General features: G+C 46.7%; 28 protein-coding genes and 1 pseudogene. 22 read left to right on the top strand and 7 right to left on the bottom strand.

What is annotated here, in order from left to right; genetic code table 11:
- Positions 1 to 19 precede the first annotated feature (19 nt).
- The gene (sigK, locus tag ACINLD_RS08785) at positions 20 to 745 is read right to left on the bottom strand and encodes an RNA polymerase sporulation sigma factor SigK (RefSeq protein WP_003183729.1); all 726 of its coding nucleotides are present in this window, start codon (positions 743 to 745) and stop codon (positions 20 to 22) included.
- 356 nt (positions 746 to 1,101) lie between these two features.
- On the opposite strand from sigK, the gene ACINLD_RS08780 reads away from it, so the two are divergent.
- Positions 1,102 to 1,281, top strand: coding sequence for a hypothetical protein (locus ACINLD_RS08780; RefSeq protein WP_051290390.1), 180 nt, complete (start codon positions 1,102 to 1,104; stop codon positions 1,279 to 1,281).
- A gap of 57 nt (positions 1,282 to 1,338) precedes the next feature.
- On the opposite strand, the gene ACINLD_RS08775 is transcribed toward ACINLD_RS08780, so the two are convergent.
- Both ACINLD_RS08775 and fdhF read right to left on the bottom strand, forming a co-directional pair.
- Complete coding sequence (locus tag ACINLD_RS08775; protein ID WP_409444613.1) at positions 1,339 to 1,818, bottom strand: DUF1641 domain-containing protein; 480 nt, start codon at positions 1,816 to 1,818, stop codon at positions 1,339 to 1,341.
- 19 nt (positions 1,819 to 1,837) lie between these two features.
- On the bottom strand, positions 1,838 to 4,777 hold the full coding sequence (gene fdhF / locus ACINLD_RS08770; RefSeq protein ID WP_409444675.1) for a formate dehydrogenase subunit alpha: 2,940 nt from the start codon (positions 4,775 to 4,777) through the stop codon (positions 1,838 to 1,840).
- Between the two features lie 309 nt (positions 4,778 to 5,086).
- Between fdhF and ACINLD_RS08765 the strand changes: the two genes are divergently transcribed.
- The 4 genes from ACINLD_RS08765 (at position 5,087) to ACINLD_RS08750 (ending at position 7,315) form a co-directional block, all read left to right on the top strand.
- Complete coding sequence (locus tag ACINLD_RS08765; protein ID WP_026587950.1) at positions 5,087 to 5,452, top strand: DUF2294 domain-containing protein; 366 nt, start codon at positions 5,087 to 5,089, stop codon at positions 5,450 to 5,452.
- 12 nt (positions 5,453 to 5,464) lie between these two features.
- A complete protein-coding gene (locus ACINLD_RS08760) occupies positions 5,465 to 6,220 on the top strand; it encodes a GNAT family N-acetyltransferase (protein ID WP_026587949.1) in 756 nt (251 codons plus the stop codon).
- Between the two features lie 136 nt (positions 6,221 to 6,356).
- The gene (locus ACINLD_RS08755; RefSeq protein ID WP_035428200.1) at positions 6,357 to 7,088 is read left to right on the top strand and encodes an SGNH/GDSL hydrolase family protein; all 732 of its coding nucleotides are present in this window, start codon (positions 6,357 to 6,359) and stop codon (positions 7,086 to 7,088) included.
- Between the two features lie 80 nt (positions 7,089 to 7,168).
- A complete protein-coding gene (locus ACINLD_RS08750) occupies positions 7,169 to 7,315 on the top strand; it encodes a hypothetical protein (RefSeq protein ID WP_179115706.1) in 147 nt (48 codons plus the stop codon).
- Positions 7,316 to 7,428: 113 nt separating this feature from the next.
- Here ACINLD_RS08750 and ACINLD_RS08745 read toward each other — a convergent pair whose 3' ends face one another.
- Positions 7,429 to 7,569, bottom strand: a complete 141-nt coding sequence (locus tag ACINLD_RS08745; RefSeq protein ID WP_026587947.1) for a sporulation histidine kinase inhibitor Sda — start codon at positions 7,567 to 7,569, stop codon at positions 7,429 to 7,431.
- 363 nt (positions 7,570 to 7,932) lie between these two features.
- On the opposite strand from ACINLD_RS08745, the gene ACINLD_RS08740 reads away from it, so the two are divergent.
- The 8 genes from ACINLD_RS08740 to ACINLD_RS08705 are packed head-to-tail and all read left to right on the top strand — an operon-like array spanning position 7,933 to position 12,959.
- Entirely contained in the window at positions 7,933 to 8,451 is a 519-nt protein-coding gene (locus ACINLD_RS08740) for a YqeG family HAD IIIA-type phosphatase (protein WP_026587946.1), read from the top strand.
- Between the two features lie 3 nt (positions 8,452 to 8,454).
- Entirely contained in the window at positions 8,455 to 9,555 is a 1,101-nt protein-coding gene (gene yqeH / locus ACINLD_RS08735) for a ribosome biogenesis GTPase YqeH (protein ID WP_026587945.1), read from the top strand.
- A gap of 18 nt (positions 9,556 to 9,573) precedes the next feature.
- On the top strand, positions 9,574 to 10,410 hold the full coding sequence (gene aroE, locus ACINLD_RS08730) for a shikimate dehydrogenase (RefSeq protein ID WP_026587944.1): 837 nt from the start codon (positions 9,574 to 9,576) through the stop codon (positions 10,408 to 10,410).
- Positions 10,404 to 10,694, top strand: a complete 291-nt coding sequence (gene yhbY, locus ACINLD_RS08725; RefSeq protein ID WP_026587943.1) for a ribosome assembly RNA-binding protein YhbY — start codon at positions 10,404 to 10,406, stop codon at positions 10,692 to 10,694. The genes aroE and yhbY overlap by 7 nt, the downstream gene beginning before the upstream one ends.
- 20 nt (positions 10,695 to 10,714) lie before the next feature.
- Complete coding sequence (locus tag ACINLD_RS08720; protein ID WP_026587942.1) at positions 10,715 to 11,284, top strand: nicotinate-nucleotide adenylyltransferase; 570 nt, start codon at positions 10,715 to 10,717, stop codon at positions 11,282 to 11,284.
- Positions 11,274 to 11,837 (top strand): bis(5'-nucleosyl)-tetraphosphatase (symmetrical) YqeK, encoded by a 564-nt coding sequence (gene yqeK / locus ACINLD_RS08715; RefSeq protein WP_026587941.1) that lies wholly within the window; start codon positions 11,274 to 11,276, stop codon positions 11,835 to 11,837. The genes ACINLD_RS08720 and yqeK overlap by 11 nt, the downstream gene beginning before the upstream one ends.
- A 13-nt stretch (positions 11,838 to 11,850) precedes the next feature.
- A complete protein-coding gene (gene rsfS, locus ACINLD_RS08710; protein ID WP_026587940.1) occupies positions 11,851 to 12,204 on the top strand; it encodes a ribosome silencing factor in 354 nt (117 codons plus the stop codon).
- Positions 12,204 to 12,959 carry a class I SAM-dependent DNA methyltransferase gene (locus ACINLD_RS08705; RefSeq protein ID WP_277691101.1) on the top strand — a complete coding sequence of 252 codons (756 nt, stop codon included), beginning with the start codon at positions 12,204 to 12,206 and terminating at the stop codon, positions 12,957 to 12,959. The genes rsfS and ACINLD_RS08705 overlap by 1 nt, the downstream gene beginning before the upstream one ends.
- Positions 12,960 to 13,026: 67 nt before the next feature.
- Here the strand turns inward: ACINLD_RS08705 and comER are convergent, their stop codons facing one another.
- On the bottom strand, positions 13,027 to 13,848 hold the full coding sequence (gene comER, locus ACINLD_RS08700) for a late competence protein ComER (protein WP_026587938.1): 822 nt from the start codon (positions 13,846 to 13,848) through the stop codon (positions 13,027 to 13,029).
- 83 nt (positions 13,849 to 13,931) lie between these two features.
- Between comER and ACINLD_RS08695 the strand changes: the two genes are divergently transcribed.
- From ACINLD_RS08695 to ACINLD_RS08685, 3 genes are all read left to right on the top strand, one after another.
- Positions 13,932 to 14,561: a helix-hairpin-helix domain-containing protein gene (locus tag ACINLD_RS08695; RefSeq protein WP_077736397.1), complete on the top strand. Its 630-nt coding sequence runs from the start codon at positions 13,932 to 13,934 to the stop codon at positions 14,559 to 14,561.
- A 68-nt stretch (positions 14,562 to 14,629) separates the two neighbouring features.
- Positions 14,630 to 15,199, top strand: a complete 570-nt coding sequence (locus ACINLD_RS08690; RefSeq protein WP_077736398.1) for a ComE operon protein 2 — start codon at positions 14,630 to 14,632, stop codon at positions 15,197 to 15,199.
- A gap of 6 nt (positions 15,200 to 15,205) precedes the next feature.
- Positions 15,206 to 17,536 (top strand): DNA internalization-related competence protein ComEC/Rec2, encoded by a 2,331-nt coding sequence (locus ACINLD_RS08685; protein ID WP_277691095.1) that lies wholly within the window; start codon positions 15,206 to 15,208, stop codon positions 17,534 to 17,536.
- 111 nt (positions 17,537 to 17,647) lie between these two features.
- Here ACINLD_RS08685 and ACINLD_RS08680 read toward each other — a convergent pair whose 3' ends face one another.
- Positions 17,648 to 17,779 carry a YqzM family protein gene (locus tag ACINLD_RS08680; protein WP_026587934.1) on the bottom strand — a complete coding sequence of 44 codons (132 nt, stop codon included), beginning with the start codon at positions 17,777 to 17,779 and terminating at the stop codon, positions 17,648 to 17,650.
- A 234-nt stretch (positions 17,780 to 18,013) separates the two neighbouring features.
- Between ACINLD_RS08680 and holA the strand changes: the two genes are divergently transcribed.
- The 3 genes and pseudogenes from holA to ACINLD_RS08665 all read left to right on the top strand — a co-directional run bounded on the left by holA (position 18,014) and on the right by ACINLD_RS08665 (position 20,049).
- Positions 18,014 to 19,036, top strand: coding sequence for a DNA polymerase III subunit delta (gene holA / locus ACINLD_RS08675; protein ID WP_409444676.1), 1,023 nt, complete (start codon positions 18,014 to 18,016; stop codon positions 19,034 to 19,036).
- A gap of 218 nt (positions 19,037 to 19,254) precedes the next feature.
- Positions 19,255 to 19,585: pseudogene (locus ACINLD_RS08670) on the top strand (winged helix-turn-helix transcriptional regulator).
- A gap of 170 nt (positions 19,586 to 19,755) precedes the next feature.
- The gene (locus ACINLD_RS08665; RefSeq protein ID WP_026587932.1) at positions 19,756 to 20,049 is read left to right on the top strand and encodes an RNA polymerase alpha subunit C-terminal domain-containing protein; all 294 of its coding nucleotides are present in this window, start codon (positions 19,756 to 19,758) and stop codon (positions 20,047 to 20,049) included.
- Between the two features lie 160 nt (positions 20,050 to 20,209).
- Here the strand turns inward: ACINLD_RS08665 and rpsT are convergent, their stop codons facing one another.
- Positions 20,210 to 20,476, bottom strand: a complete 267-nt coding sequence (gene rpsT, locus ACINLD_RS08660) for a 30S ribosomal protein S20 (protein ID WP_026587931.1) — start codon at positions 20,474 to 20,476, stop codon at positions 20,210 to 20,212.
- Between the two features lie 207 nt (positions 20,477 to 20,683).
- On the opposite strand from rpsT, the gene gpr reads away from it, so the two are divergent.
- From gpr to ACINLD_RS08645, 3 genes are all read left to right on the top strand, one after another.
- Entirely contained in the window at positions 20,684 to 21,790 is a 1,107-nt protein-coding gene (gpr, locus tag ACINLD_RS08655) for a GPR endopeptidase (RefSeq protein ID WP_409444614.1), read from the top strand.
- A gap of 115 nt (positions 21,791 to 21,905) precedes the next feature.
- Positions 21,906 to 23,111 carry a stage II sporulation protein P gene (spoIIP, locus tag ACINLD_RS08650; RefSeq protein ID WP_026587929.1) on the top strand — a complete coding sequence of 402 codons (1,206 nt, stop codon included), beginning with the start codon at positions 21,906 to 21,908 and terminating at the stop codon, positions 23,109 to 23,111.
- 15 nt (positions 23,112 to 23,126) lie between these two features.
- Positions 23,127 to 23,450, top strand: a complete 324-nt coding sequence (locus ACINLD_RS08645) for a YqxA family protein (RefSeq protein ID WP_026587928.1) — start codon at positions 23,127 to 23,129, stop codon at positions 23,448 to 23,450.
- Positions 23,451 to 23,487: the final 37 nt, after the last annotated feature.

Genomic DNA, 23,487 nt, shown 5'->3' with positions numbered 1-23,487 from the left:
ATTCTGGCCTTTTCCTACCTCATTTCCCCTTCGCCTTCTTCCGCTTTTCCTTCTCCGCCCGATAAAACTCATGAAACATCTTCATCAGCGCCCGTTTCTCAATCCGCGACACATAGCTCCGCGAAATCCCAAGCTCCTTCGCAATCTCCCGCTGCGTCTTTTCTTTCTTCAAATCAAGGCCGAAGCGGCCGACGATGACTTCCTTTTCTCTGCCGTCTAAGATGTCGATGTATTTTTTCACTTTTTCAAGCTCCATGTTGAGCTGGATGGTGTCGATGACGTCTTCGTTTTCCGATTTGAGGACATCAATCAAACTGATTTCGTTGCCTTCTTTGTCCTGGCCGATCGGGTCATGGAGGGAGACGTCTTTTTTTGTTTTTTTCAAGGCGCGCAAATGCATGAGAATCTCGTTTTCAATACAGCGCGCGGCATAAGTGGCAAGCTTTGTTCCTTTTCCTGCAGAATAGCTTTCGATCGCTTTGATCAGGCCGATCGTTCCGATGGAGATCAGGTCTTCGGCGTCTTCGCCGGTGTTTTCAAATTTTTTGACGATGTGGGCGACCAGCCGGAGATTGTGTTCAATCAGCATGTTTCTCGCATGCTCATCCCCTTGGGCCATCAATTCTAAATACTTTTTTTCGTCACTGCTTGATAGCGGTTGTGGAAAGGCATTGTTTTTCACATACGATACTAAAAAAACGAGTTCCTTGATGACATAGCCGAGCGCTGCAAAAACACCTGTCATTAACGGCACCTCCACAAAATGTATGTAGGCAGAAGCCTATATGTAAATGTATGTGGGTTGGGGGTCGTCTGTGTCTGTACGATAAAATTACCGGATTTTTGCGGGATTTAACCTTATAATCAAATCAGGAGGAGATGGACAGGCAGTCAGAACTAACCGAGCGCTGAAGCTGATCAGTTTAATGAGGCTTCAGTGCTAGACGAATCTTAAACCGGCATGCCTTCCAATGCTTTTTGCAACCGCTTCCGCCTTTTGTGTATTTACAAAAGTTAACAGGTGCGTGATAATAAAGGTAGGGGGTGAGGGTGCCGGACGGTCAAGCAAAAAGCGATCATAAATGAAGTCCGGTGCGGCAAATGAAAAACAAACGTATTTTCATTCTTTCATTGATTGTGTTGAGCGTCATTATGATTGGAATTCAGGAAACACATGCGACCCCGCTCACGACCGGTTTAATGATTGTAGTCATTGTGACGACCGTATTTCAGATTTTAAAAGAATCGTTGAGCAAACAGGATGGAACACACAGCAAATGAACGATGGCCCTCATCATCAGAAAACCGGCTCGGACCAAGCGAGCCGGTTTTTTCATTTTACTCTTTCAGCGCTTTCCCCATGCCTTTTAAAAACTGAAGGCCGAAGCCGACGGCGCGGTTGATGTCAGGGTCGTTCATGGCTTTTAGCAGGGCGAAGACGCTGACTTTTTGATCTTCCTTTAAAAAGTGCTGACCTTGTTCTATACCTGCTACCAGGCTTTCCGCAAGCTTTCCCGTCAATTCGGGATCGGCTTTTGACAGGGCTCCGCCGGCCGCCATTGCCGTGTTGATCAAGTTGACGACCGGTTCACGGGACAGCTGGCCGAGCGCGATTTTAGCGATGTCTTCTTTCGCCTGCAGCATGCTGTCTGCGGCATCAAAGACGCCGAGTCCGTTCAGCTCGCCGATGAGGGTCATCGTTTTAGAGAGGGCGTCTTCATTTTCTGCCAATAGCGATTTTAGCTCTTCCAGTTTTTCAAGCTTGATTTGCTCCTCTGATTTGCGCTCCTTTTGAATCGCAGTAATGGGGGTGGCCATGTATGATTTCCTCCTTGCATTAGTCTGTCAGATGGATATATCCCGGACGTTTCCATTTACGCTCCACTTCGACCCCGTTTTGCGGGTTGCGTTTTTTGTTGCGCGGATTCGTTTTCGGCAGCGGCGGCGCTGTGCAGCCTTCGAGGACTTCCATTCGTACTTTCGTTTGTTTATAGGCTGGCGTGTTCGTGCGCGCATCGACTGCCGGACCGGTTAAAAAGTTAATCGCCGATTCTTTATTTGTTGAGTTCATCGGCAGGTACAGCTCATTCGCCCGCACGCGATCCGTAATAAGCGCGGTCAATTTCACGGCGCCGTATGGAGAGACGAGCCTTACGAGAGATCCGTCACAGATTCCCCGTTCCTTTGCCAGGTCGGGTGAAATCTCAACAAAGACGTCCGGTACTTTCGCTTGAATCCCTGCCGATTTATTGGTCAGATTTCCTTCGTGGAAGTGCTCAAGCATCCGCCCGTTGTTAATATGGAGGTCGTATTCCTCAGGGAATTCGGCCGGCTCCGTCCAATCGGCCGGCGCAAAGCGCGCTTTTCTGTCAGGAAAGTGAAATCCGTCTTCATAAAGCAGCGGTGTGCTTTCTCCGCTCAAGCTGCCCCAGAGAAAACTGTTCCAGCCTTCAAGCGTTTCGTAGCTCGCTTTGCCAAACAGTGGAGACAGGCTCGCCATTTCTGAGAAAATGTCTCCCGGGTGATTGTAATTCCAGTCAGCTCCGAGCCGATTTGCGATGGCTTGGATGATCTGCCAGTCGGGCTTTGAATCCCCGAGGGAAGGGAGTGCTTGATACAGCCTTTGAACACGGCGCTCCGTATTGGTAAAGGTTCCGTCTTTTTCGAGAGAAGGCGCCGCAGGCAGGACAACATCGGCGTACTGAGCCGTTTTCGAAAGGAATATGTCTTGAACGACGAGAAATTCAAGCCCGGATAAAATGTCATGGACGCGGTTGGCGTTGGAATCGACAAGGGCCATATCTTCGCCGACGATATACATCGCTTTCATATCACCTTTTTCGATCGAATGAAGCATTTCGATATTATCAAGGCCGGGTGCACTGTCGATTGTCACGCCGTAAGCCTCTGCGAATTTTTTCCGCGCTTTGTCATCGGAAATATGCTGGTATCCAGGAAGCCAGCCTGGCAGCGTCCCCATGTCACAGGCGCCTTGGACATTGTTGTGGCCGCGAAGCGGATAGGCTCCGGCACCGGGCCGGCGGTAGTTTCCGGTCGCAAGCAAGAGATTTGAAATCGCCGCAGACGTATCAGAGCCTCCCGTATTTTGAGTCACGCCCATTCCCCACAAGATGCAGGTGCCGTCAGCGTCCCGGATCATTTCCGCGATTTCGATCAGCGTCTGTTGCTTGATGCCTGTGACGTTTTCTGCATATTCAAGGGTATATGTTTCAAGAGATTCTTTATAATCCTCAAAGAAATTCACGTTTTCTTCAATGAACGCCTGGTCATGCCAGCCTTGATCGATCATGTGTTTTGTCACGGCCATCAGCCATACTTGATCCGTCCCTTGGCGCGGTCTGATGAACAGGTCTGAACGCTCGGCCATTTCGTTTTTGCGAAGGTCGGCGACGATCAGCTTTTGCCCGTGAAGCTTATGGGCCCGCTTAATGCGGGTTGCAAGGACCGGGTGGCCTTCGGCCGGATTTGCCCCGACGATAATGACGAGGCCGGCTTTTGCGATATCTTTGATCGTACCTGCGTCACCTCCCATTCCGACCGTGCGGAAGAGCCCGTCCGTTGCCGGTGATTGACAGTAGCGGGAGCAGTTATCGACGTTATTCGTTTCAAAGACTTGCCGTGCCAGCTTTTGCATCAGGTAGTTTTCTTCATTCGTAATTTTGGAAGAAGAAATAAAGCCGACAGACCCCTTCCCATATTGCTGGCGGATCGACCCTAAGCGGCTGGCGACAAGATCAAGCGCTTCCTCCCAGGTGGATTCGACGAACGTATTGTTTTTCCGGATTAAAGGCTTTGTAAGCCGCTCTTCGGAATTGACGAAATCCCAGCCGAATTTTCCTTTGACACAGGTGGAAATGGCGTTGACGGGCGCGTCTGATACCGGCTGGACCTTCAAGATTTCCCGGCCTTTCGTCCAAACTTCAAAGGAGCAGCCGACACCGCAAAAAGTGCAGACGGTTTTTGTCTTTTTGGTCCGAGTTTCCCGCATCGCCGCTTCTACTTCGGAAACGGCGAAAATGCTGCTGTAACCGGGCTCTACGTTTTTCACGAGGTCGATCATCGGCTCCATGACGTCCTGTTTGATGCCTGTCAAAAATCCGGCCTCCCCGAGCATTGACTTTTCCATCAGCGCATTGCACGGGCAGATGGTCACGCACTGTCCGCAGCTGACGCATGAAGAGTCGTTGATCGAAACACCGTCATCCCAGATGACCCGCGGGCGTTCCCGCTCCCAATCGATCGACAGCGTTTCATTGACCTGGAGATTTTGACACACTTCCACACATTGTCCGCACGCAATGCACTGGTTCGGGTCATAGCGGTAAAAAGGATGCGACATATCGACGGCAGTCGCCGGATCTTCCTTCGGCATATAAGGGTATGTTTGCTCTTCAATGCCCATCATTTCCGCCGTATTATGCAGCTTGCAGTTGCCGTTGTTATTATCGCAAACCGTACAATAAAGCAGATGGTTTTCGAGGATTCGGTCCATCGCTTCCTTCTGCGATTTTTTCACCCGCTCATTCGAAAGGCTGATCGACATGCCGTTTTCCGCTTTCAGCGAACAGGCGCGCTTTAATTTTCCGTCTGCTTCGATGAGGCAGGTGTCGCACGTTTGAATGGGATCAACCTCGGGAACATGGCAAACTTGCGGATGTTCGATCCCGTTTTCATTTAAGATGTCTAAAACCGTCGCCCCTTCCCGAGCCACGTATTCTGTGCCGTCTATTAAGATCTTGAGCGGCTTTTCGTCCATCATTTTTGTCCCTCCATCGTTGTCAAGAAATCAAAAAAAGCCATGTACACATATACCGGCTCCCGTCCTGGCAAGCGGCATAAACATACATGGCGGAGTAGTTTACTAGCAATCCTTACTAACAGACCAATCCCAATATGTAGAAACAGATAGATTTATAACATGTCTCTATCATAAATCCATCAACATAACTTTTATTATAAAATAATATTTATTATAATTCAATAGAACAGGAAAATTTTAACCAAGTTAAGTGTTTAAGGGAACATCACGATAATTTGCATGGTTTAAAGGGGAAGGGGTATAACAATGTCTAAAAAAATCCATCAGTTTAATGATATCATTCGCAAGCTGCGGAAAGAGCTGTTCGGCAAGGGGCCTGAACGGATTCATACCGTATTTGTCGACAATATGGCGGTTTCGACGCTTTACGGCAATTTGACCGCAAGCGAGCAATTTATCGCAAGTACACCTGAAGGCAAAGAAATGGTGCATGCGGCTAGGACGGTCCTGATTCAGGATCATTATTCCAATCATACCCCGGAGGGCATGGAAGAGCTGATCGGTGCAAAATTGGAGCATCTGTTTTCAGATATCAAAATCCAGGAGGATATTGCCGTTTCCGTGTTTATTTTTGACCGGAACATCGCCGGAAGCGATGAGGCGGCAAATTAATTGGAGGATAAGATGATACGGCTAAAAACAGCAGATATGTCCAAGGCAAAATTGATGCTGCACGAGGGCAGTCCGACATTTGCCCATGCGATAGCAGACGGAGTCACAGGCGGCAAAATATTTGCCGATCGATCGGATGTTCCGCGCACAGCGCTTTTTCAAACACCTTCGGGAATTTATTATCTTGCCGGGAGTCCCCCTGAAATGAAGCGGGACAAATGGCATCATTACTTGAATGAGCAAAGGAACGCCGGGCGGTTTACCGTCTTTTCCGGCTCGGCGGAATGGGACGCTTTTTTAAGAGCCGCCCTGGATGATATAAAACAGATGAAGCGCACCGTCTTTTCCTTTACAAAGGAGCCTGATCATGATGAGGAAGACGTCGGTGCAGTCGTTGAAATGTTTTCCGAAGGCGATCTGAAGCGCAGCGTGCATTTCGATGAACAGTATGCTGATGAATATTGGGGAGGAACCGCGAATTTTTTGAAGAGCGGCTTCGGTTTTAAAATCCTCTATGAAGGGCGGACGGTCAGCGAATGCGTCGCGATTTTCCGCTCGGAACGCTTCGCTGAGATTGATATCGCCACACATTCGGATTTCAGGGGACGGGGATTTGCCGCACAATGCGCCCGCGCATTCATCTCATACTGTCAGGATCTTGGGATAAAGCCGCGCTGGGATTGTGATTCGCAAAACAAAGCGTCCATCCGGCTCGCCGGGAAATTGGGGTTTCGCCCCATCAAAACCTATTCATTGTTTGTCGGATAAACGGGCGGATGTGAATGTTCCTGAGTCGAAAAGAACAGATTAAAAGCGTAGTATCAATCATTCAGAGAGAGTTTCTCCGTTGAAATTGACCAATCTCTTTTATATGATCGTATTATTGGCTTTTGGAGGTGAAACGATGAAAAAAATGTTTGCAATGGTCCTCGTTTTCCTGCTGCTTCTTTCCGGATGCGGAAAGGACGGCACCCGAAAAATCGTTGCGTTCGGTGACAGCAATACACGCGGTTCAAATTGGCAGTTTCGCGAATATCCAAAAGCGGAGAAGTGGGTCAATTTACTACAAACTTCTCTTCGCGGGAAGTACAGCATCGTGAATGCGGGTATCGGCGGAGAAACGACGGAAGACGCCAGATTTCGCTTTCGAAAGGATGTGCTCGACAAGCATCCGGCATACCTTTTGATCATGTTCGGAACAAATGATGCGGCAATACTTGCAAAAGGGGTTCCGCGCGTGTCGAAAAAAAGATTTAGAGAAAATCTGTCTTATTTCGTCAAAGAAAGCCGCCGCCATGGGATAAAACCGGTGTTGATGACATGTCTTCCGCTCGTTGAAGGAAGCGGGAACAACATTTTTTATTATTCGAGATACAGGGCTGCTTCGTTTGAAAAGTACGGAGGAGCGAGAAAGTGGCATGATTCCTATAATGAGGTCACAAGGAAAACGGCGCGCAAATTGGATGTGCCACTCATTGACAACTGGAAAAGCATCGTTGACAAGGCTGGCGGACAAACGGATGAGCACTTGATCAAATCGGGGTATATCGATCCGTCGGGAAATCACTTAACCCCAAAAGGCGCTCGGATCATTTTTGAAGACATCAAAAAAAGCGGCGTCATAAAAACTTCTTGAGAATCGGTCAACGGCCTAGCCATTTCTCCTTTTTGGTCATAGGCTGTTACTACAATAGTCTTAAAAGGAGGAATGATGTGATGGCCTTCGGATATCCGTATTCATATCCGGCTTATCCCGGCTACGCAGGTGCAGCATACGGCTATGCTTTTGTTGTCGTTCTCTTGGTCGTATTGCTGGTGATCGGTGGATTTTACTGGTTGAGTCCGTACGGATTCTTCAAATAGCACCTCTTCTGACAGAGGTGTTTTTTCATGAAAAACAGTAGTAAGCGTATTATTCAAGTGATATAATATCAACCTAAGTGAAAAAAGCGGCAAGAACGCCCGGAAGTGCCAACTTAAGAAGAGACGGAAAGCAGATGACCGAGCGACCTTCTTTTGATTTCAGATTCAATCAGCTCGATGAATTCGCGGTTTAAATTCATCTCATTTGCTTTAATGTATGATTCTATTAAAAGTTCATCAGACAGCTTTCTCATACTTGGTACCCATTTAATGGGGAAGACACCTCCTCATGAAAATTGGAATAACCAGTTTTGAAACTGCATAAAATGTTAAGTTATATGATCTTGTTTGAAGTACCTATAATCTATCATGAATATTGGGCAAGAACAATCGTTCTGTTATCCACACCAAAAAGTGGATAACTTGTGGGTATCATGTTTATAATTTAATAAAAGGTTGATGAAATAAGAGTGGATACTGTGTGTAATTTTATCCACACCTGTTGAAGAATCCTATTATATGTCGAAAACTTTTCGGACAGCCGATTTTTTAAGACACTTTTAGATTTGATTCGACACATAGAAAAAAGCAGTAAGTGAAAGGAAAGGGTGCGGCTTGTGTTAAAAAAGTTTTTTCTGCCGGATGAATTTGTTAAAAATATTTTTCATATTACCCCTGAAAAGCTGAAAGAGCGCAATGTTAAAGGGATTATTACGGATTTGGACAACACGCTTGTGGAATGGGACAGGCCAAGCGCTACACCGCGTCTCATCGAGTGGTTTGAAGAGATGAAGGAGAACGGCATTAAAGTTACCATCGTTTCCAATAATAATGAAAAACGGGTCAAAATTTTCTCGGAACCGCTGAATATCCCGTTTATTTATAAAGCGAAAAAGCCGATGGGCAGAGCTTTCAGGAAAGCTGTGAAAAATATGGGACTGAAAAAAGAGGACGTTGTGGTGATCGGGGATCAGCTCATGACCGATGTCCTCGGAGGAAACCGCAATGGCTTTCACACGATTCTTGTTGTGCCTGTGGCCGCTTCCGATGGCTTTTTTACGCGTTTTAACCGTCAGGTGGAACGGAGGATTCTCAGTTCGTTAAAACGAAAAGGCCATATTCAGTGGGAGGATTAAAGCATGGAAAAGGTAGTATGTATCGGATGCGGAGTTGCCATCCAAACCGAAAATAAAAATGAACTGGGCTATGCGCCTGAATCATCTCTCCTGAAGGAAGACGTGATTTGTCAGCGCTGCTTCAGACTGAAAAATTACAACGAAATCCAGGACGTCTCTCTGACGGATGATGATTTTCTAAACATCTTGCACGGCATTGGGGAAACGGATTCGCTTATCGTGAAAATCGTCGACATTTTTGATTTCAACGGAAGCTGGATTAACGGATTAAGCCGTATTGTCGGAGGCAATCCGATCCTATTAATAGGAAACAAAGCGGATATTCTGCCGAAATCGGTCAAGCGGGATCGCCTAGTTCATTGGATGAAACGCGAAGCGAAAGAGCTCGGGTTAAAGCCCGTCGATGTTCTGCTTGTCAGCGCAGGGCGCGGCCAGGGTATGAAAGAAGCGATCGATGCGATTGAGCATTACAGAAACGGCAAAGATGTGTATGTCGTCGGATGCACGAACGTCGGAAAGTCCACTTTTATCAACCGGATTATCAAAGAGGTGTCGGGAGAAGAAGACATCATCACAACATCCCAGTATCCCGGCACAACGCTTGACGCGATTGAAATCCCGCTTGATGACGGCTCATCAATGTACGACACTCCGGGAATCATCAATCACCATCAGATGGCCCATTACGTCGCAAAACGCGATTTGAAAATATTGTCGCCGAAAAAAGAACTGAAGCCCCGCACTTTTCAGCTGAATGACGGGCAGACGCTCTTCTTCGGCGGACTGTCAAGGCTTGACTTTGAATCCGGAGACAGGTCGCCGTTTGTATGCTATATGCCAAATGAACTCAATATTCACAGAACAAAGCTTGAAAACGCGGATCAGCTTTATGAAAAGCATGCGGGGGACATGCTGGCCCCACCTGCGAAAGAGGATCTTGAAACGTTTCCCGAGTTTGTCAGACACACATTCACGATAAAGGATCAGAAAACCGATGTCGTCTTTTCAGGGCTTGGCTGGGTGACGATTCAGGGCGCTAAGCAAAGAATTGTCGCACACGCTCCTAAAGGCGTTTCCGTCTTTTTGCGCAGATCATTAATCTGAAGATAGGGGGAGAGGATGATGAAACCGATTTACGGACTGATTGGAAATCCTGTCGCACATTCCATGTCTCCGGACATCCATAATGCCGCTTTGCAAGACCTTTCCTTGGACGGGCATTACCATGCTTTCCGTGTTGAAAAAGACGATCTGGAAGATGCGGTCAAAGGTATGCGGGCCCTCGGTGTGCAAGGATTTAATGTGACGGTGCCGCATAAGGTCTCCATTATGAAATACCTTGACCGCATTGATGAAAGCGCCAAAGCGCTCGGAGCGGTAAACACTGTCAGAAGAGAAAAAGACGGGCTTGTCGGATATAATACAGATGGGGAAGGATTTTTAAAATCGCTGAAACAGTCTCTTGATCGGCCGATTCGCGAGCTTTCTGTTTTGATTGTCGGCGCGGGAGGCGCGGCCCGGGCGATCTTTACGACGCTTGCGTCACAGCGGCCGCAGCGGCTTGATGTGGCAAACCGCACACCTGAAAAAGCAGAAGCGTTTACCGGGCTTTTTGAGGGAGAGGTGCAGGCGCTGACTTTGCAGGAGGCGGAAGCCAACCTGTCAGCGTACGATGTCGTGATTCAAACGACATCTGTCGGCATGCACCCGGACGTCGATGACGCCCCGATTTCTTTAGCGAATGCAAAAGAGGCGAGCCTTGTTTGCGACATCATCTACAATCCGCTCAAAACCGCTTTATTGAAAGAAGCTGAAGCAAAGGGATTGAAAATACTGGACGGTGTCGGCATGTTCATCGGCCAGGCCGCTTTATCATTTGAACTGTGGACCGGACGTGAGCCGAATATTGAAAAAATGAAATCCATTGTTTTGCGAAAATTAGGAGGAACAACATGTTAACTGGAAAACAAAAGCGCTATTTACGAAAAGAAGCGCATCATCTGTCACCGATTTTTCAAGTCGGAAAAGGCGGAGTCAACGATAATATGGTAAAACAAATCAGCGAAGCGCTTGAAGCCAGAGAATTGATTAAGGTAAGCGTGCTGCAAAACTGCGAACAGCCGAAAGACGAGGTCGCGGATGCTTTGGCAAGCGGAGCAGGCGCCGAACTGGTGCAAACGATCGGTAATATCATTGTGCTGTACAAGGAGTCAAGAGAAAATAAACAAATTGAACTTCCTTAGGCTCTTAAAAGGTGGTAGACATGAGGAAAATCGGGGTTTTTGGAGGGACGTTTGATCCTCCGCACAACGGGCACTTGCTGATGGCAAATGAAGTGCTGTATAAAATGGGTCTTGATGAAATATGGTTTATGCCCAATCAAATTCCGCCGCATAAACAGGAAAATTCGTTTTCGCAAAGCCGTCACCGTGTTGAAATGCTGAAGCTCGCCATCAAGGGAAAAAGGAATTTTAAACTGGAGACGATCGAGCTTGAAAGGGAAGGCCCTTCCTATACATATGATACGGTCTGTCTGTTGAAGAAGCGGTATCCGAATGACGAATTTTATTTTATCATCGGGGCGGATATGATTGAATATTTACCGAAATGGTCTAACATTGACAAGCTGATCGAAATGATCCAATTCGTCGGGGTCAAGCGGCCGGGCTTTCAAATTGAAACGCCCTATCCGCTTGTTTTCGTAGACGTGCCGGTATTTGAAGTATCATCGTCTTTACTCAGGGACCGCATCAAAAATCGTCAGCCGACCGATTATTTAATTCCTGACGATGTAAAGGTCTATGTAAAGGAGCATCATTTATATGAAACGTGAGGAAGCACTAGCTTGTGTGAAAGAGCAGCTGACAGAGCAGCGCTACATCCATACAATCGGGGTAATGGAAACGGCTGTGCAGCTGGCGGAACGGTTTGGCGCCGATGTGAAAAAAGCGGAAACCGCAGCGATTTTTCATGACTATGCCAAATTTCGTCCAAAAGAGGAATTGAAACATATCATTCAAAAAGAAGGCAGGCCCTTGGATGTGCTCGATTTTCATCATGAATTGTGGCATGCACCCGCCGGGGCGGCGCTTGTCAAAGCCGAAGTCGGAATCACCGATGAAGACATATTGTCGGCGATCAGATATCACACATCGGGGAGGCCGAACATGACCCTGCTCGACAAGGTGGTTTATGTAGCCGATTATATTGAACCGGGCCGCCGTTTTCCGGGGGTTGACGAGGTTCGTTCACTGGCTGAAGAAGATTTGGATCTTGCGCTCATTCAGGCGCTGAAAAATACGATTACCTTTTTACTATCAAAGAACCAAGCCGTTTATCCGGAAACGGTCGCGACATATAATGCTTTTGTAAAAGAAAGACAATAGGAGGAATTTGTGAATGGATCAAGCTTCAATATTAAAAATAGCTGCCGAAGCCTGTGATGATAAACGTGCAGAAGATATCATCGCCATGAATATGCAAGGGATTTCCCTTGTCGCTGATTATTTTCTGATTTGCCACGGAAATTCTGATAAGCAGGTTCAAGCCATTGCCCGGGAAATAAAGGATCAGGCTGAAGAAAATGGAATTGACGTAAAGAAAATGGAAGGGTTTGACGAAGCCAGATGGATCTTAATTGATTTAGGCGATGTCGTCGTTCACGTTTTCCACAAGGAAGAAAGAGGTTATTACAACCTTGAGAAACTGTGGGGAGATGCTCCTCTTGAAGACCTTTCATTCGGAGTCAATTAATGATTTATAAAGGTTTTTCCGGCATTTATGACAGCCTGATGGCCCATGCTCCTTACGATCAGTGGGTCGAATGGATAGAGAACGCGCTCAGCGAAAAACGGAAAGAAGATATTCGCATTCTTGACCTGGCCTGCGGAACAGGTGAAATATCTGTGCGCCTTGCCGAAAAAGGCTATGATGTCACAGGCGTTGACTTCAGTGAAGATATGCTGTCACAGGCCCAGCAAAAAGCGGCTGACCGCAGGCTGGAGATCCAATTTTTACAGCAGGATATGCGTGAGCTTGGGGGATTCGGCCGAGCATTTGACGCCGTTGTCATTTGCTGTGATTCATTAAATTATCTACCTGATGAAAAAGGTGTTTTCGCTACCTTTAAAAACGTTTTTTCGTTGTTAAAAGACGGCGGCCTTCTGTTGTTTGATGTCCATTCCGTCTACAAGATGGACGTTGTATTTCCGGGCAGCACGTACGCTGACCAGGATGAGGCCATCAGCGTCATCTGGCAAAGCTATGCAGGGGAAGAAGCTCATTCCGTTATGCATGACCTGACGTTTTTCGTAGAAAGCGGCGGCGTTTATGAACGGTTTGATGAATCCCATGAACAACGGACATTTGAGACTGAGGTATACATCCGCTTATTGGAGAAGGCCGGATTTGACATTCAAAAGATCACGGCCGATTTTTCCGGTCTTGAACCAGAGGCGGATACAGAACGGCATTTTTATATCGCTAAAAAAGCTAAAACCATCGTTTAATATGACGATGGTTTTAAAAATGCCATTTTCCATTGTTGAGCAGGCGTTCAAGATGTGAAACAATGGCTCAAACGGGAAATTGCTTTTTGACTGCGGCGATATCTTCTTCATACTTCAGATGCGTGTTGCGGAACAGCTGCCGGAACATATCCCCGACACCGTTTTCCAGCGCTTTGATGCCTTCCCCGGTGACACCTCCTTTTACACAAACCTTTTCCTGAAGAGCGGGCAGTGTGTAAAGCTCTGTTTCAAGGAGTTTCCCAAGACCTACCAGCATCTCCTTCGTCATCAAGATGGCGTCCTCTTTTGACACCGCCGTTTCTTCAACAGCGGCTTGAATGAATAATTGGGTTAAATAGCTGATGAAGGCGGGGCCGCAGCTGACGATATCTGAGGCGACTCGCGTAATGCCGCTTTCGATTTCCAGCGGAATCGAAATCTTTTTCATCATATTTGTGATTTTTTCTTTCGCCTCTTCGGTGCAGCTTTCGCCGAACGTTAAAAGTGAAACGCCTGAAAGCGCCCTGTTTGTGATGCTCGGAATCACCCTTGCCGCCTGGCAGGAAACGACCGCTTCCAGCTGTTCGACCTGTACCGGGCTGGTTATCGTGATGAGAATCTGATCTTTTGTGAACGCGGGTGCCAATCGTTTTAACAAAGGAAAAATGTCAAGCGGCTTCACGCAAATCAATACGGCTTCACTTTCGGAAATGACATCTTCCGGCCGCTCTGCAACCTGGATTTCCGGAAATCGTTTTTTTATGTTCAACGCTTTGTCGATCGTTCGGTTTGTGATTGTTAAAGATGAGGGAATGACCGCTTTGGATTCAATGAGCGCCTCAATGAGTATCGTCCCCATGTTTCCTGTTCCGATAAAGCCGATATTCAATCGTTCTCCCCTCCTTTTCAACCTGTATCTTTTAAACGATATGAAAGCGGCAGTTAATTTATGTATGAAAGCGGGTGAACTGTATGCTAAATTGGCTCAAACAATACAAATGGTTTGCGGCAGGGGGATTGGCGCTAGTGGTCATCATTGCCGCCGCAGTCGTCACAAAGGGCGGTGACGATCTATCCTCAGCTCATTCGAGTGTGCCGGATGAAGCTTTGCAATCACCTGAGAAGACGGCAAGTTTGCCAGAGGATAAGAAAAACGAAGAAAAAGAAGAAATCGTCATCGATCTGAAGGGGGCGGTCAAGCAGCCCGGTGTTTACGAAATGAAGGCAGGTGACAGAGTTCATCATTTACTAAAAAAAGCGGGCGGCACCGTGAAAAAAGCCGATCAAAAACAAGTCAACCTAGCCGCCATTTTACGGGACGGCATGGTCGTTTATATTCCGTTTCAAGGAGAAGAAGCCTCCGCTCATTCTGAATCAGGGGCGTATTTGGCAGAAGGAGAAGCGGAAAACATGATCAATATCAACACAGCTTCTGCAAAAGAGCTTGAGGACATTCCCGGTGTTGGCCCTTCAAAAGCGGAAGCGATCGTCACATATCGGGAGGAAAACGGCCCATTTCAGACGATAGAAGACATTACCAATGTGTCAGGTATTGGAGAAAAATCATTTGAAAAAATAAAATCGTCAATATCGGTAAAGTAAATTGACGTCCTTGGATAAACATATGTACACTTAGGGAAGCTTACATCGTATTTTTGGAGGGAAAACAAGTGGAACGCATTTCATGGGATCAATACTTTATGGCGCAAAGCCATTTGCTCGCGCTTCGCAGCACATGTACAAGGCTTGCCGTGGGAGCGACGATTGTCAGAGATAAACGCATCATAGCCGGAGGATACAACGGATCAATCGCAGGCGGCGTCCATTGTGCGGATGAAGGCTGCTATATCGTGGACGGGCATTGCATCAGGACGATTCATGCCGAGATGAACGCGATCCTGCAATGCGCAAAATTCGGCGTTCCGACAGAAGGTGCCGAAATCTATGTGACTCACTTTCCGTGCATTCAATGCTGCAAATCGATTATACAAGCAGGAATTAAAACGATTTATTATGCGAAGGATTATAAAAACCACCCTTATGCAGTGGAGCTGTTTGAACAGGCTTCCGTTAAAGTGGAGCAGGTTGAATTGGAAGAAATGATTATTGATTTGAAAAACCAGGAGAAATTATCATTTGTAGCCGATTTGATCAGGAAGCTGTCTGAAAAAGGGCTTGAGGAAGAGGAAATCAAAAACATACATGAGCAGGCCAACAAACTGTTCACAAGCTATGTTTAATCTGGAATGGACAAACACCGACTCCTCCCCTGCGGGGCAATTTCAGCGGCGGTTGGAATTGCCTTCGCCCACTCTTCATCATTCCTCTTCTTCGCCGTGTTCATATCGGTGCCGGCCGCCGTCAGCATGGTCAGAAAACAGTACCTCCTTTTTCTATTTTGCGCAGTGTGCTGCGGTTTTTACTCGATTTATTTTTTGGTGATTGACCATTTAAACGGCTCCATCTATCAAGAGGGTGCCATTCAAACGTCCGCATCAGTCGGAAATGTTCCAACAATCGACGGCGACCGCCTTTCTTTCAAAGCCGAAACCCCGGACGGAGAGTCCTTGAAAGCCCGCTATACCATTCAGTCACGGGAAGAAAAAAGAAAGCTGGCCGACCTTGGCCCCGGCAGTATATGTTTCATGAAAGGCGAATTGAAAAAGCCTAAAAACGCGACGGTCCCCGGAACATTTAATGAAAAAGAATATTTGCGCACACAAGGCATCCACTGGAACTTTGCCATTCAATCTATCAAAAACTGCAAGCAGAAAGACGCGCTTTCTTCCATTTTGTTAAACATCAGAAAATCAGGTCTCGATTTTATTGAAGATAACATGTCGGAAACCGCGGCCGGGGTTGTATGTGCGCTGATATTCGGCGATCGGTTTCTCATTGAACAGGAAGTCCTTGACGGATATCAAAGCCTTGGAATCATCCACCTGCTAGCGATTTCGGGTCTCCATGTCGGCATTTTGGCCGCCGCGCTGTTTTATTGCCTGCTGCGTCTTGGCATTACGAGGGAAGGTGCAAAATGGATTTTGATTTTTGCACTTCCCGCTGCCGCCGTGATCACCGGCGGAGCTCCGTCCGTGTTGAGGGCCGTGTTTATGTCGGACATCTATCTGCTTTCTTCATTGTCTAAAAAACGGCTGAAAAGCGCCGATGTTCTCAGCATAGCCTTCCTCGGCCTGCTGTTGTACAACCCGTATCTGCTCTTTCAGGCAGGTTTTCAGCTTTCCTTTGCAGTATCCTTCGTTTTTATTCTTTCAAAAGGCATATTGCTCAGACCGAAAAACAAAACGGCGCAGCTGCTGCTTGCATCTTTTCTTGCTCAGCTCGGCTCGCTTCCGATCCTCCTTTTTCACTTTCAGGAGTTTTCCTTTCTCAGTGTTCTGGCGAATCTATTTTTCGTACCATTTTATTTATTTGCCGTGATCCCGCTGTCGTTCGCCAGCTTGCTGGGGCTGATGTTGATTCGCCCCGCGGGGGAAATAGCGGCGGGAATCCTTGACATTTTACTTGGATGGAGCCACGAGGCTGTCAAAATCATATCTTCGGCAGATATGTTCACATTCGCTGCCAGCAAACCGGATGGGCTGCAGCTGCTTTTTTATCTCGGGTCCATCGGTATGCTCCTTATTGCTATGGAAAATGCGGTCTCCCTCCGAAAACTTTTCATCCCTTCCTGTCTTTTCATTTCCGTTTTTCTCTGGCATGTGATGCTGCCGCATTTCACACAAGATGGAGAGGTTACCATGCTTGATATCGGACAGGGTGACAGCATCTATATCAGTGGGCCCCGACAGAAAGGGAATGTTTTGATTGATACCGGGGGAATGGTTTCGTTCAAAAAGGAGCCGTGGAGAGAAAGAAAAAAAGCTTTTTCCCTGGCGGAAAACGCGATTATCCCGTTTCTCGCTACCAAAGGGGTTCAACAGCTTGATGCTTTGATTTTAACGCATGCCGACCAAGACCATGTCGGTGAAGCGGAAGTACTCATCAAAAAACATAAGGTGAAAGAGCTGGTTGTTCCGATAGGCTATGCGGCCGATCCGGCGGATGAAAAGCTGCTTCGCACTGCTATCGAACATGGGGTTGCTGTAAAAGCTGCCAAAAGAGGCGATAAGCTGAACATAGGCGGTTTGCAGTTTTATGTGCTTTCACCGGAAAAGGTGGATGGCGATAGCAAAAATAACAGCTCACTCGTTTTGTGGATGAAGCTGGGTGGTTTAACATGGCTTTTAACAGGCGATTTGGAACAGGATGGCGAAAGGGAGATCATGAAAGCCTATCCGGAACTGAAAGCCGATGTGTTGAAAGTCGGGCACCACGGGAGTAAAGGGTCGACAGGAGAGAATTTCATCAAACAAATCAAACCGAAGACAGCCTTGATTTCAGCCGGGGAACATAATCGGTACGGCCATCCGCACAAGGAGGTGTTAGACATCTTAAAACGCCATCGCGTCAAGGTATACCGGACAGATCGCGACGGAGCAGTTCAATACCTATTTGACAGGGGAAAGGGAACGTTTTTGCTCCATCCCCCATATGATAAAGTACATTCCACGCAATAAAAAAGACTGCCGCCTTGAGCAGTCGTCATAAAAAAGCCGGGCTGATAAAAAGCGAAGCTTTCGGCCGGGAACCCGTTCGAAGCAGCATCCGGATTTTCCGCCAAGTTCGATCTAAGCGGCGAGATGGATAACTGTGGCAATGATAAACATTGTAGCGAAAAATCCAAAAGTCACAATAAAGCCGACACCTGAATCTACAAGATCGTTGCGTTTGCTTTGTACGTCTTTTTCAAACTCATTCACAATTTACCCCTCCTATTGATATCCAGTATAATTCAATTCTTTACAAAAATCTAGAAGCTGTATGCAACCGTTTTCTACAATTTATGAACATCGTCTTTTATAAACTGACCCGGGGGTTTATAGAAGGCGTTTATTATAAATGAGAGAGCGGATGAGTCCGCTTCTCTCTTTACTAATTGCTGAACAGGATTTACGATATGAAGGGAAGGATGAAAAGAGAGGAAAGAGCAGATGATGGTATTTGATGTTTGGAAAAGCTTAAAAAAAGGCGATATTCATCCTGTTTACTGTTTGTACGGGAAAGAGACGTATCTTTTGCAGGAGACGGTTCAAAGGATTAGACAAGCTGTCGTTGATGAAGAGACGAAGGATTTCAACCTTTCCGTATTTGACTTGGAAGAAGAGGTATTAGACCTTGCCGTTGAAGATGCTGAAACCTTTCCGTTTATGGGGGAGAGGCGTCTTGTCGTTGCCAAAAACCCGTCTTTTTTAACAGCTGAAAAAAAGAAAGATAAACTGGAACATAACCTGGGGAGTCTGGAGGATTATATTGCACAGCCGGCGCCTTATTCCGTTTTTGTTCTGCTCGCCCCTTATGAGAAGCTTGATGAGCGTAAAAAGCTGACCAAGCTGTTGAAAAAACACGCCCAAATGGTCGAAGCGAAAGAGCTGAACGGCCGGGAAACGGCCGATTTTATCGCAGGGCTTGCAAAATCAGAAGGGAAGCTCATTGAACGAGAGGCGGCGGAGGAGCTTGTCATCCTGTGTAATGCCAGCCTGTCGGCCATTGCCCAAGAGGTGAAAAAGCTGAGTACATATATCGGTGATCGTGACTCGATCACGCTTGACGATGTCAAAAAGCTCGTTGCCAGAGGACTTGAGCAAAATATTTTTGAATTGATCAACAAAGTCGTGAACCGGAAGCGTACAGAAGCGCTGCAAATTTTCTATGACCTGTTAAAGCAAAATGAAGAACCGATCAAAATGATGGCGCTGATCGCAAACCAGTTCAGACTCTTAATGCAGACCAAGTATTTTTCGCAGCAGGGGTACGGGCAAAAGCAAATCGCCTCAAACCTCAAAGTCCACCCGTTCAGGGTTAAGCTCGCGATTGACCAGGCGAGGCTGTTTTCAGAAGAAGAGCTGAAAAGCATCATCGAGCAGCTCGCCGTCATGGATTATGAAATGAAAACAGGCAAAAAGGACAAGCAGCTTGTGCTTGAGCTGTTTTTGCTGAAGCTTTTGCAGTCCGATTGAAAAAACGGTTCTCTTAGATGAGAGAGCCGTCAGGCTGTTGAGATTTTCTCGACAGCCTTTTATTTGTTCTTTTGACGGCGGCAGAATTTTTCATAGTAATACGGTAAAATGTACGATGTATGTAAAATAAGAGTACTGCCGCGAATCTGGATGATATGGTAACGTAACTGATAATACCGAATCGGGAGTTGATATAGGTGAAGTCAAACGTCTAAGAAATGAAGACGACAGAAGGGATCATCATCACATTGGATGCCATAGGGGAAAATGGGATCACGCTGATCCTGGTTGATATTACTTCATGAAGGCACCAAACGCTTCGGAGAGCTGAGCCGGATGCTCCCTGGAATTACATAGGGTATGCTGACTAATCAGCTTCGGGAGCTTGAACATGATGTTTTAAGTGTGTCAGTAAATCCCTCCGAAGGTCGAATATAGTTTAACCGAGCATGGAAAACGTTGGCGCCGGTGTTGACCGGTATGTGCAGCTGGGGATATAAGCATCTCTACTTTGTGCGGCAAATAAATGATGAAGAGAGTTTGTCTTAAAAATCTTTACATACCTTCTATTTTTCGCTGCTTGTCATGTTCGAATAAATATAGGTCCGGCCATACATTTTGGTCTGCCTTTTATCAGAGCTTATGCAATTTTGCGCCCATTCAGCAAAGGATTGAACGTCTGCTGGAAAATAATAATTGAGAAAGGGAGAAATGTAAAAATGACAACCTCAAAAAAGAATTTAAGGACTTGCAGCAAAGGACACCAGTATTATAAAAGCAGTGATTGTCCTGTTTGCCCGATTTGTGAGCAAGAGCGCAAACCTGACAACGGATTTCTTTCATTACTCTCTGCACCAGCCAGACGAGCATTGGAACACAATGGAATAACTTCTTTGCAGCAGCTATCAAAATACAGCGAAAAAGAGATTTTGAAATTTCACGGTATGGGGCCGGCATCTTTACCTAAATTAAGGGCTGTTTTGAATGAAAATGGGTTAACATTTAAAAGCTAGACATCAAGAATGATTATATGTAACGAAAAGTTGTATAACCGAGAATTTATTTGCTGTCTTCGGACAAGAAAGGGAACTTCCAAAGGAAGTTCCCTTCATTTCTTAGAGAGCCGTTTTTATGATGGCAAGCAAAAAAGCTTGGCTTTGGCCAAGCTTTCTATTATGCAGAAAGTCCGTTCACTTTTTTTGCTAGGCTTGATTTGTAACGAGCTGCAGTGTTTTTGTGGACAAGACCTTTTTTCGCTGCTTTATCGATTTTCTTCGCTGCTGCAGAAAGAGCTGCTTTCGCTTTGTCTGCTTCGTTGTTGCTTACAAGCGTTTCAACTTGTTTGATCGCAGTGCGCATTGCAGATTTGATTGTAGCGTTGTGTGCGCGGCGCTCGTTGTTTGTTTTTGTGCGTTTGATCGCTGATTTAATGTTTGGCAATGTGTTTCACCTCCTAAGACATAACCTCTGTTCCTTTTCGATAGGTTAAATCTTCACAATAGAACAAATTGTATTCTATCAAACACACCTTTAGATTGCAATATAAATGTAAAGTATTTTTGTTTGAAAGCACCTCTTGAAGGGAATGTTTACAGATCGGCTGGGCAACACTAAACAACAGTTAATGTTTTGAAGGGAGTGCTAGTGATGGACAATCAAAAGCTCGACTTAAGTCAATATACCGTGCGGACAGATTTGGCCGTTGAGGCAAAGGATTTGGCGCAGGAAAAGGAAGCTGCCCCGACAAATAAGCTGAAAGGATTTACAATCAAAGAGTATGAAGAAGACGGCATCAAGATCCAGACGATGGATATTGATGAAGAAGGCGCAAAGCTGTCGGGAAAAAAAGCCGGCCGTTATCTGACGTTTGAGACCCAGGGCATCCGCCACCAGGACTCAGACATGCAAGACAATGTGATCAATGTGTTTGCAAAGGAATTTTCCGCTTTTCTGGACTATTTAAATATCCAAAAAGCCGCCAGCTGTTTGATCGTAGGGCTTGGAAACTGGAATGTCACGCCGGATTCGCTTGGACCGCTGGTCACCGAAAGCCTATTGGTCACAAGGCACCTGTTTAAGCTGCAGCCGGAAAATGTCGAGGATGGATATCGTCCGGTCAGCGCGCTTTCGCCTGGAGTGATGGGCCTGACGGGGATCGAGACGAGCGATATTATCCAGGGTGTGATCGACCGCTCAAAACCTGATTTTGTGATTGCCATTGATGCTCTGGCATCTAGAGCGATCGAAAGGGTCAACTCTACCATCCAAATTTCTGACACCGGAATCCATCCCGGATCTGGCGTAGGAAATAAAAGAAAAGAGCTGAGCAAGGAGACGCTCGGCATCCCTGTCATTGCAATCGGCGTTCCGACCGTTGTCGATGCGGTAACCATAACAAGCGATACGATCGATTATATGCTCAAGCACTTCGGCCGGGAGATGAAAGATGACAGTCCGTCCCGCTCCCTCGTTCCGGCGGGGATGAGCTTTGGGAAAAAGAAAGTGCTCACTGATGAAGATCTTCCTGATGAACAAGAGCGCAAATCGTTTCTCGGCATCGTCGGAGGCCTGGCAGAGGATGAAAAGAGACAGCTTATTTATGAAGTGCTTGCTCCGCTGGGTCATAATTTAATGGTGACGCCAAAAGAAGTCGATACATTTATCGATGATATGGCCAATGTCATTGCAAACGGGCTGAACACCGCACTTCATGAACAAGTGTCACAGGAAAACAAAGGGATGTACAACCACTAAGGAGAGGCGGCTGAACAGCCGCCTTTTTGTATTTTTTGCGAATCCCGAGAACTTGTTCTACTTCTTCTATCTTGTACATAGTCTATTTACTAGACAAGCTCTGGAGGGATAGATGATGAAAAGAAGAGGCAGAAACCGTCAGTTGGTTCTGGCTGTAAATGGAAGAAACGCGGTGAAGGCGGTCTTCCTGTTTATCGCAAGCCTTGTGTTGATTTTTATTTTGTCAGGAGCACTTACATCTCTCCGTCCTGAATTAAGGCCGTCTTCAACATTGTATCGGGTGGCGGATGAGCTGGGGGGCGAGACATTCGGCCGCATTTTAGGGATGGAAAACCACTACTTTGCTTCCGAGCTGCCTGAACCCCATAAGAAGTTCGAGCTTTCACCTCTGATCCTGAAGCTGGCGACAAGCATTAATTTAAAAGATCCGCGCAGCTTTCTCGGCCGCGAGCTCCCGGGCTTTTCCCATTATGATTCAGAAATTCTCGTGGCGGGGCAGGGGACGGATTATACGAACATGCCATCTGAATCTCAGCCGCCGACCGAAGTGTTAAAAGAAGAAAGAGAAGCAAACCTTGCAGAGCTTGAAGGGACCGGGAAAGAGAGAGAAGAGAAGAAAAGTCCGCCTGAGCAGTCCACAGGGGACCGCAAAGTCGTATTTATTTACAACACCCATAATACGGAATCCTATCTTCCCTTTTTAAAGGGTGAGACCAATCCGAATCTTGCCATTCATTCAAAGGCCAATGTTACGATTGTCAGCGATATGTTCGGTGATGCGCTGGAATCCCAAGGCGTCGGCGCGATGGTTGACAAAACGGATGTTCAGGCGAACCTGAAGAAAAAGGGCTGGGATTATTCGCGGTCATATGACCAATCTAGACCGGTTGTTAAAGAAGCGATGGCCGAAAATAAAAATCTCGAGTATTTTATCGACATTCACAGGGATGCGTCCCGCAAAAAAACGACGACAACGACGATCAACGGGAAAAGCTATGCGCGGCTCGCGTTTGTGATCGGCAAAAAAAGCTCCAATTTTGAAGCCAACTTCAAGCTGGCGAAAGAGCTGCATGACCGGCTTGAAAAAAAATACCCCGGCTTAAGCCGCGGCGTTATATCCAAAGGCGCTTCTGGGGATAATGGGGTCTATAACCAGGATTTAAATGAACGCTCCATTTTAATAGAGTTTGGCGGCGTTGACAATAACCGCAAGGAACTCGAACGGTCCGCGGACGCCATGGCGGACGTCTTCAGCGAAATGTATTGGGATGCTGAGAAGGTCGATGGCAATTCAGGTGAAGACGATAAGACAAAACAATAGGAGCAGGTGATGAAAGTGGCTTCTTTTCTGGGGAAATGCATACTGGCTTGCGCTGTCATGTTTTTCGGTGTGCTGTTCGGCATGCAGCAGGCGAATAACGGGATGATCGAAATGAAGGGCTATCAGGACCCTGATTTAAAAGGCGCCCTCACGGTTTCCGAAGGAGACGCAAAAGAGGCGTCCATCCTCGGCCATGAAGTCGATTTGGAAGAAAAACAGAAAGAGCTTGAACAACTGGAAGCATTCAACCTTTTTTCTTCTGCCGGCCGCGCGCTGTCCGATTTTGTTACAAACTCCGCCAGGTCGGTTTATGACTGGGTGAAAGAGAAAACCGAATAGCCGGAAAACGAGGCGCCCGCCTCGTTTTTTTTCTTTA

This window comes from Bacillus sp. z60-11 (genome assembly GCF_046464135.1).
GTDB lineage: Bacteria > Bacillota > Bacilli > Bacillales > Bacillaceae > Bacillus > Bacillus sonorensis_A.
Note: the sequence above shows the minus strand (reverse complement) of the source record. Positions and strands in the feature narration are given on the sequence as shown.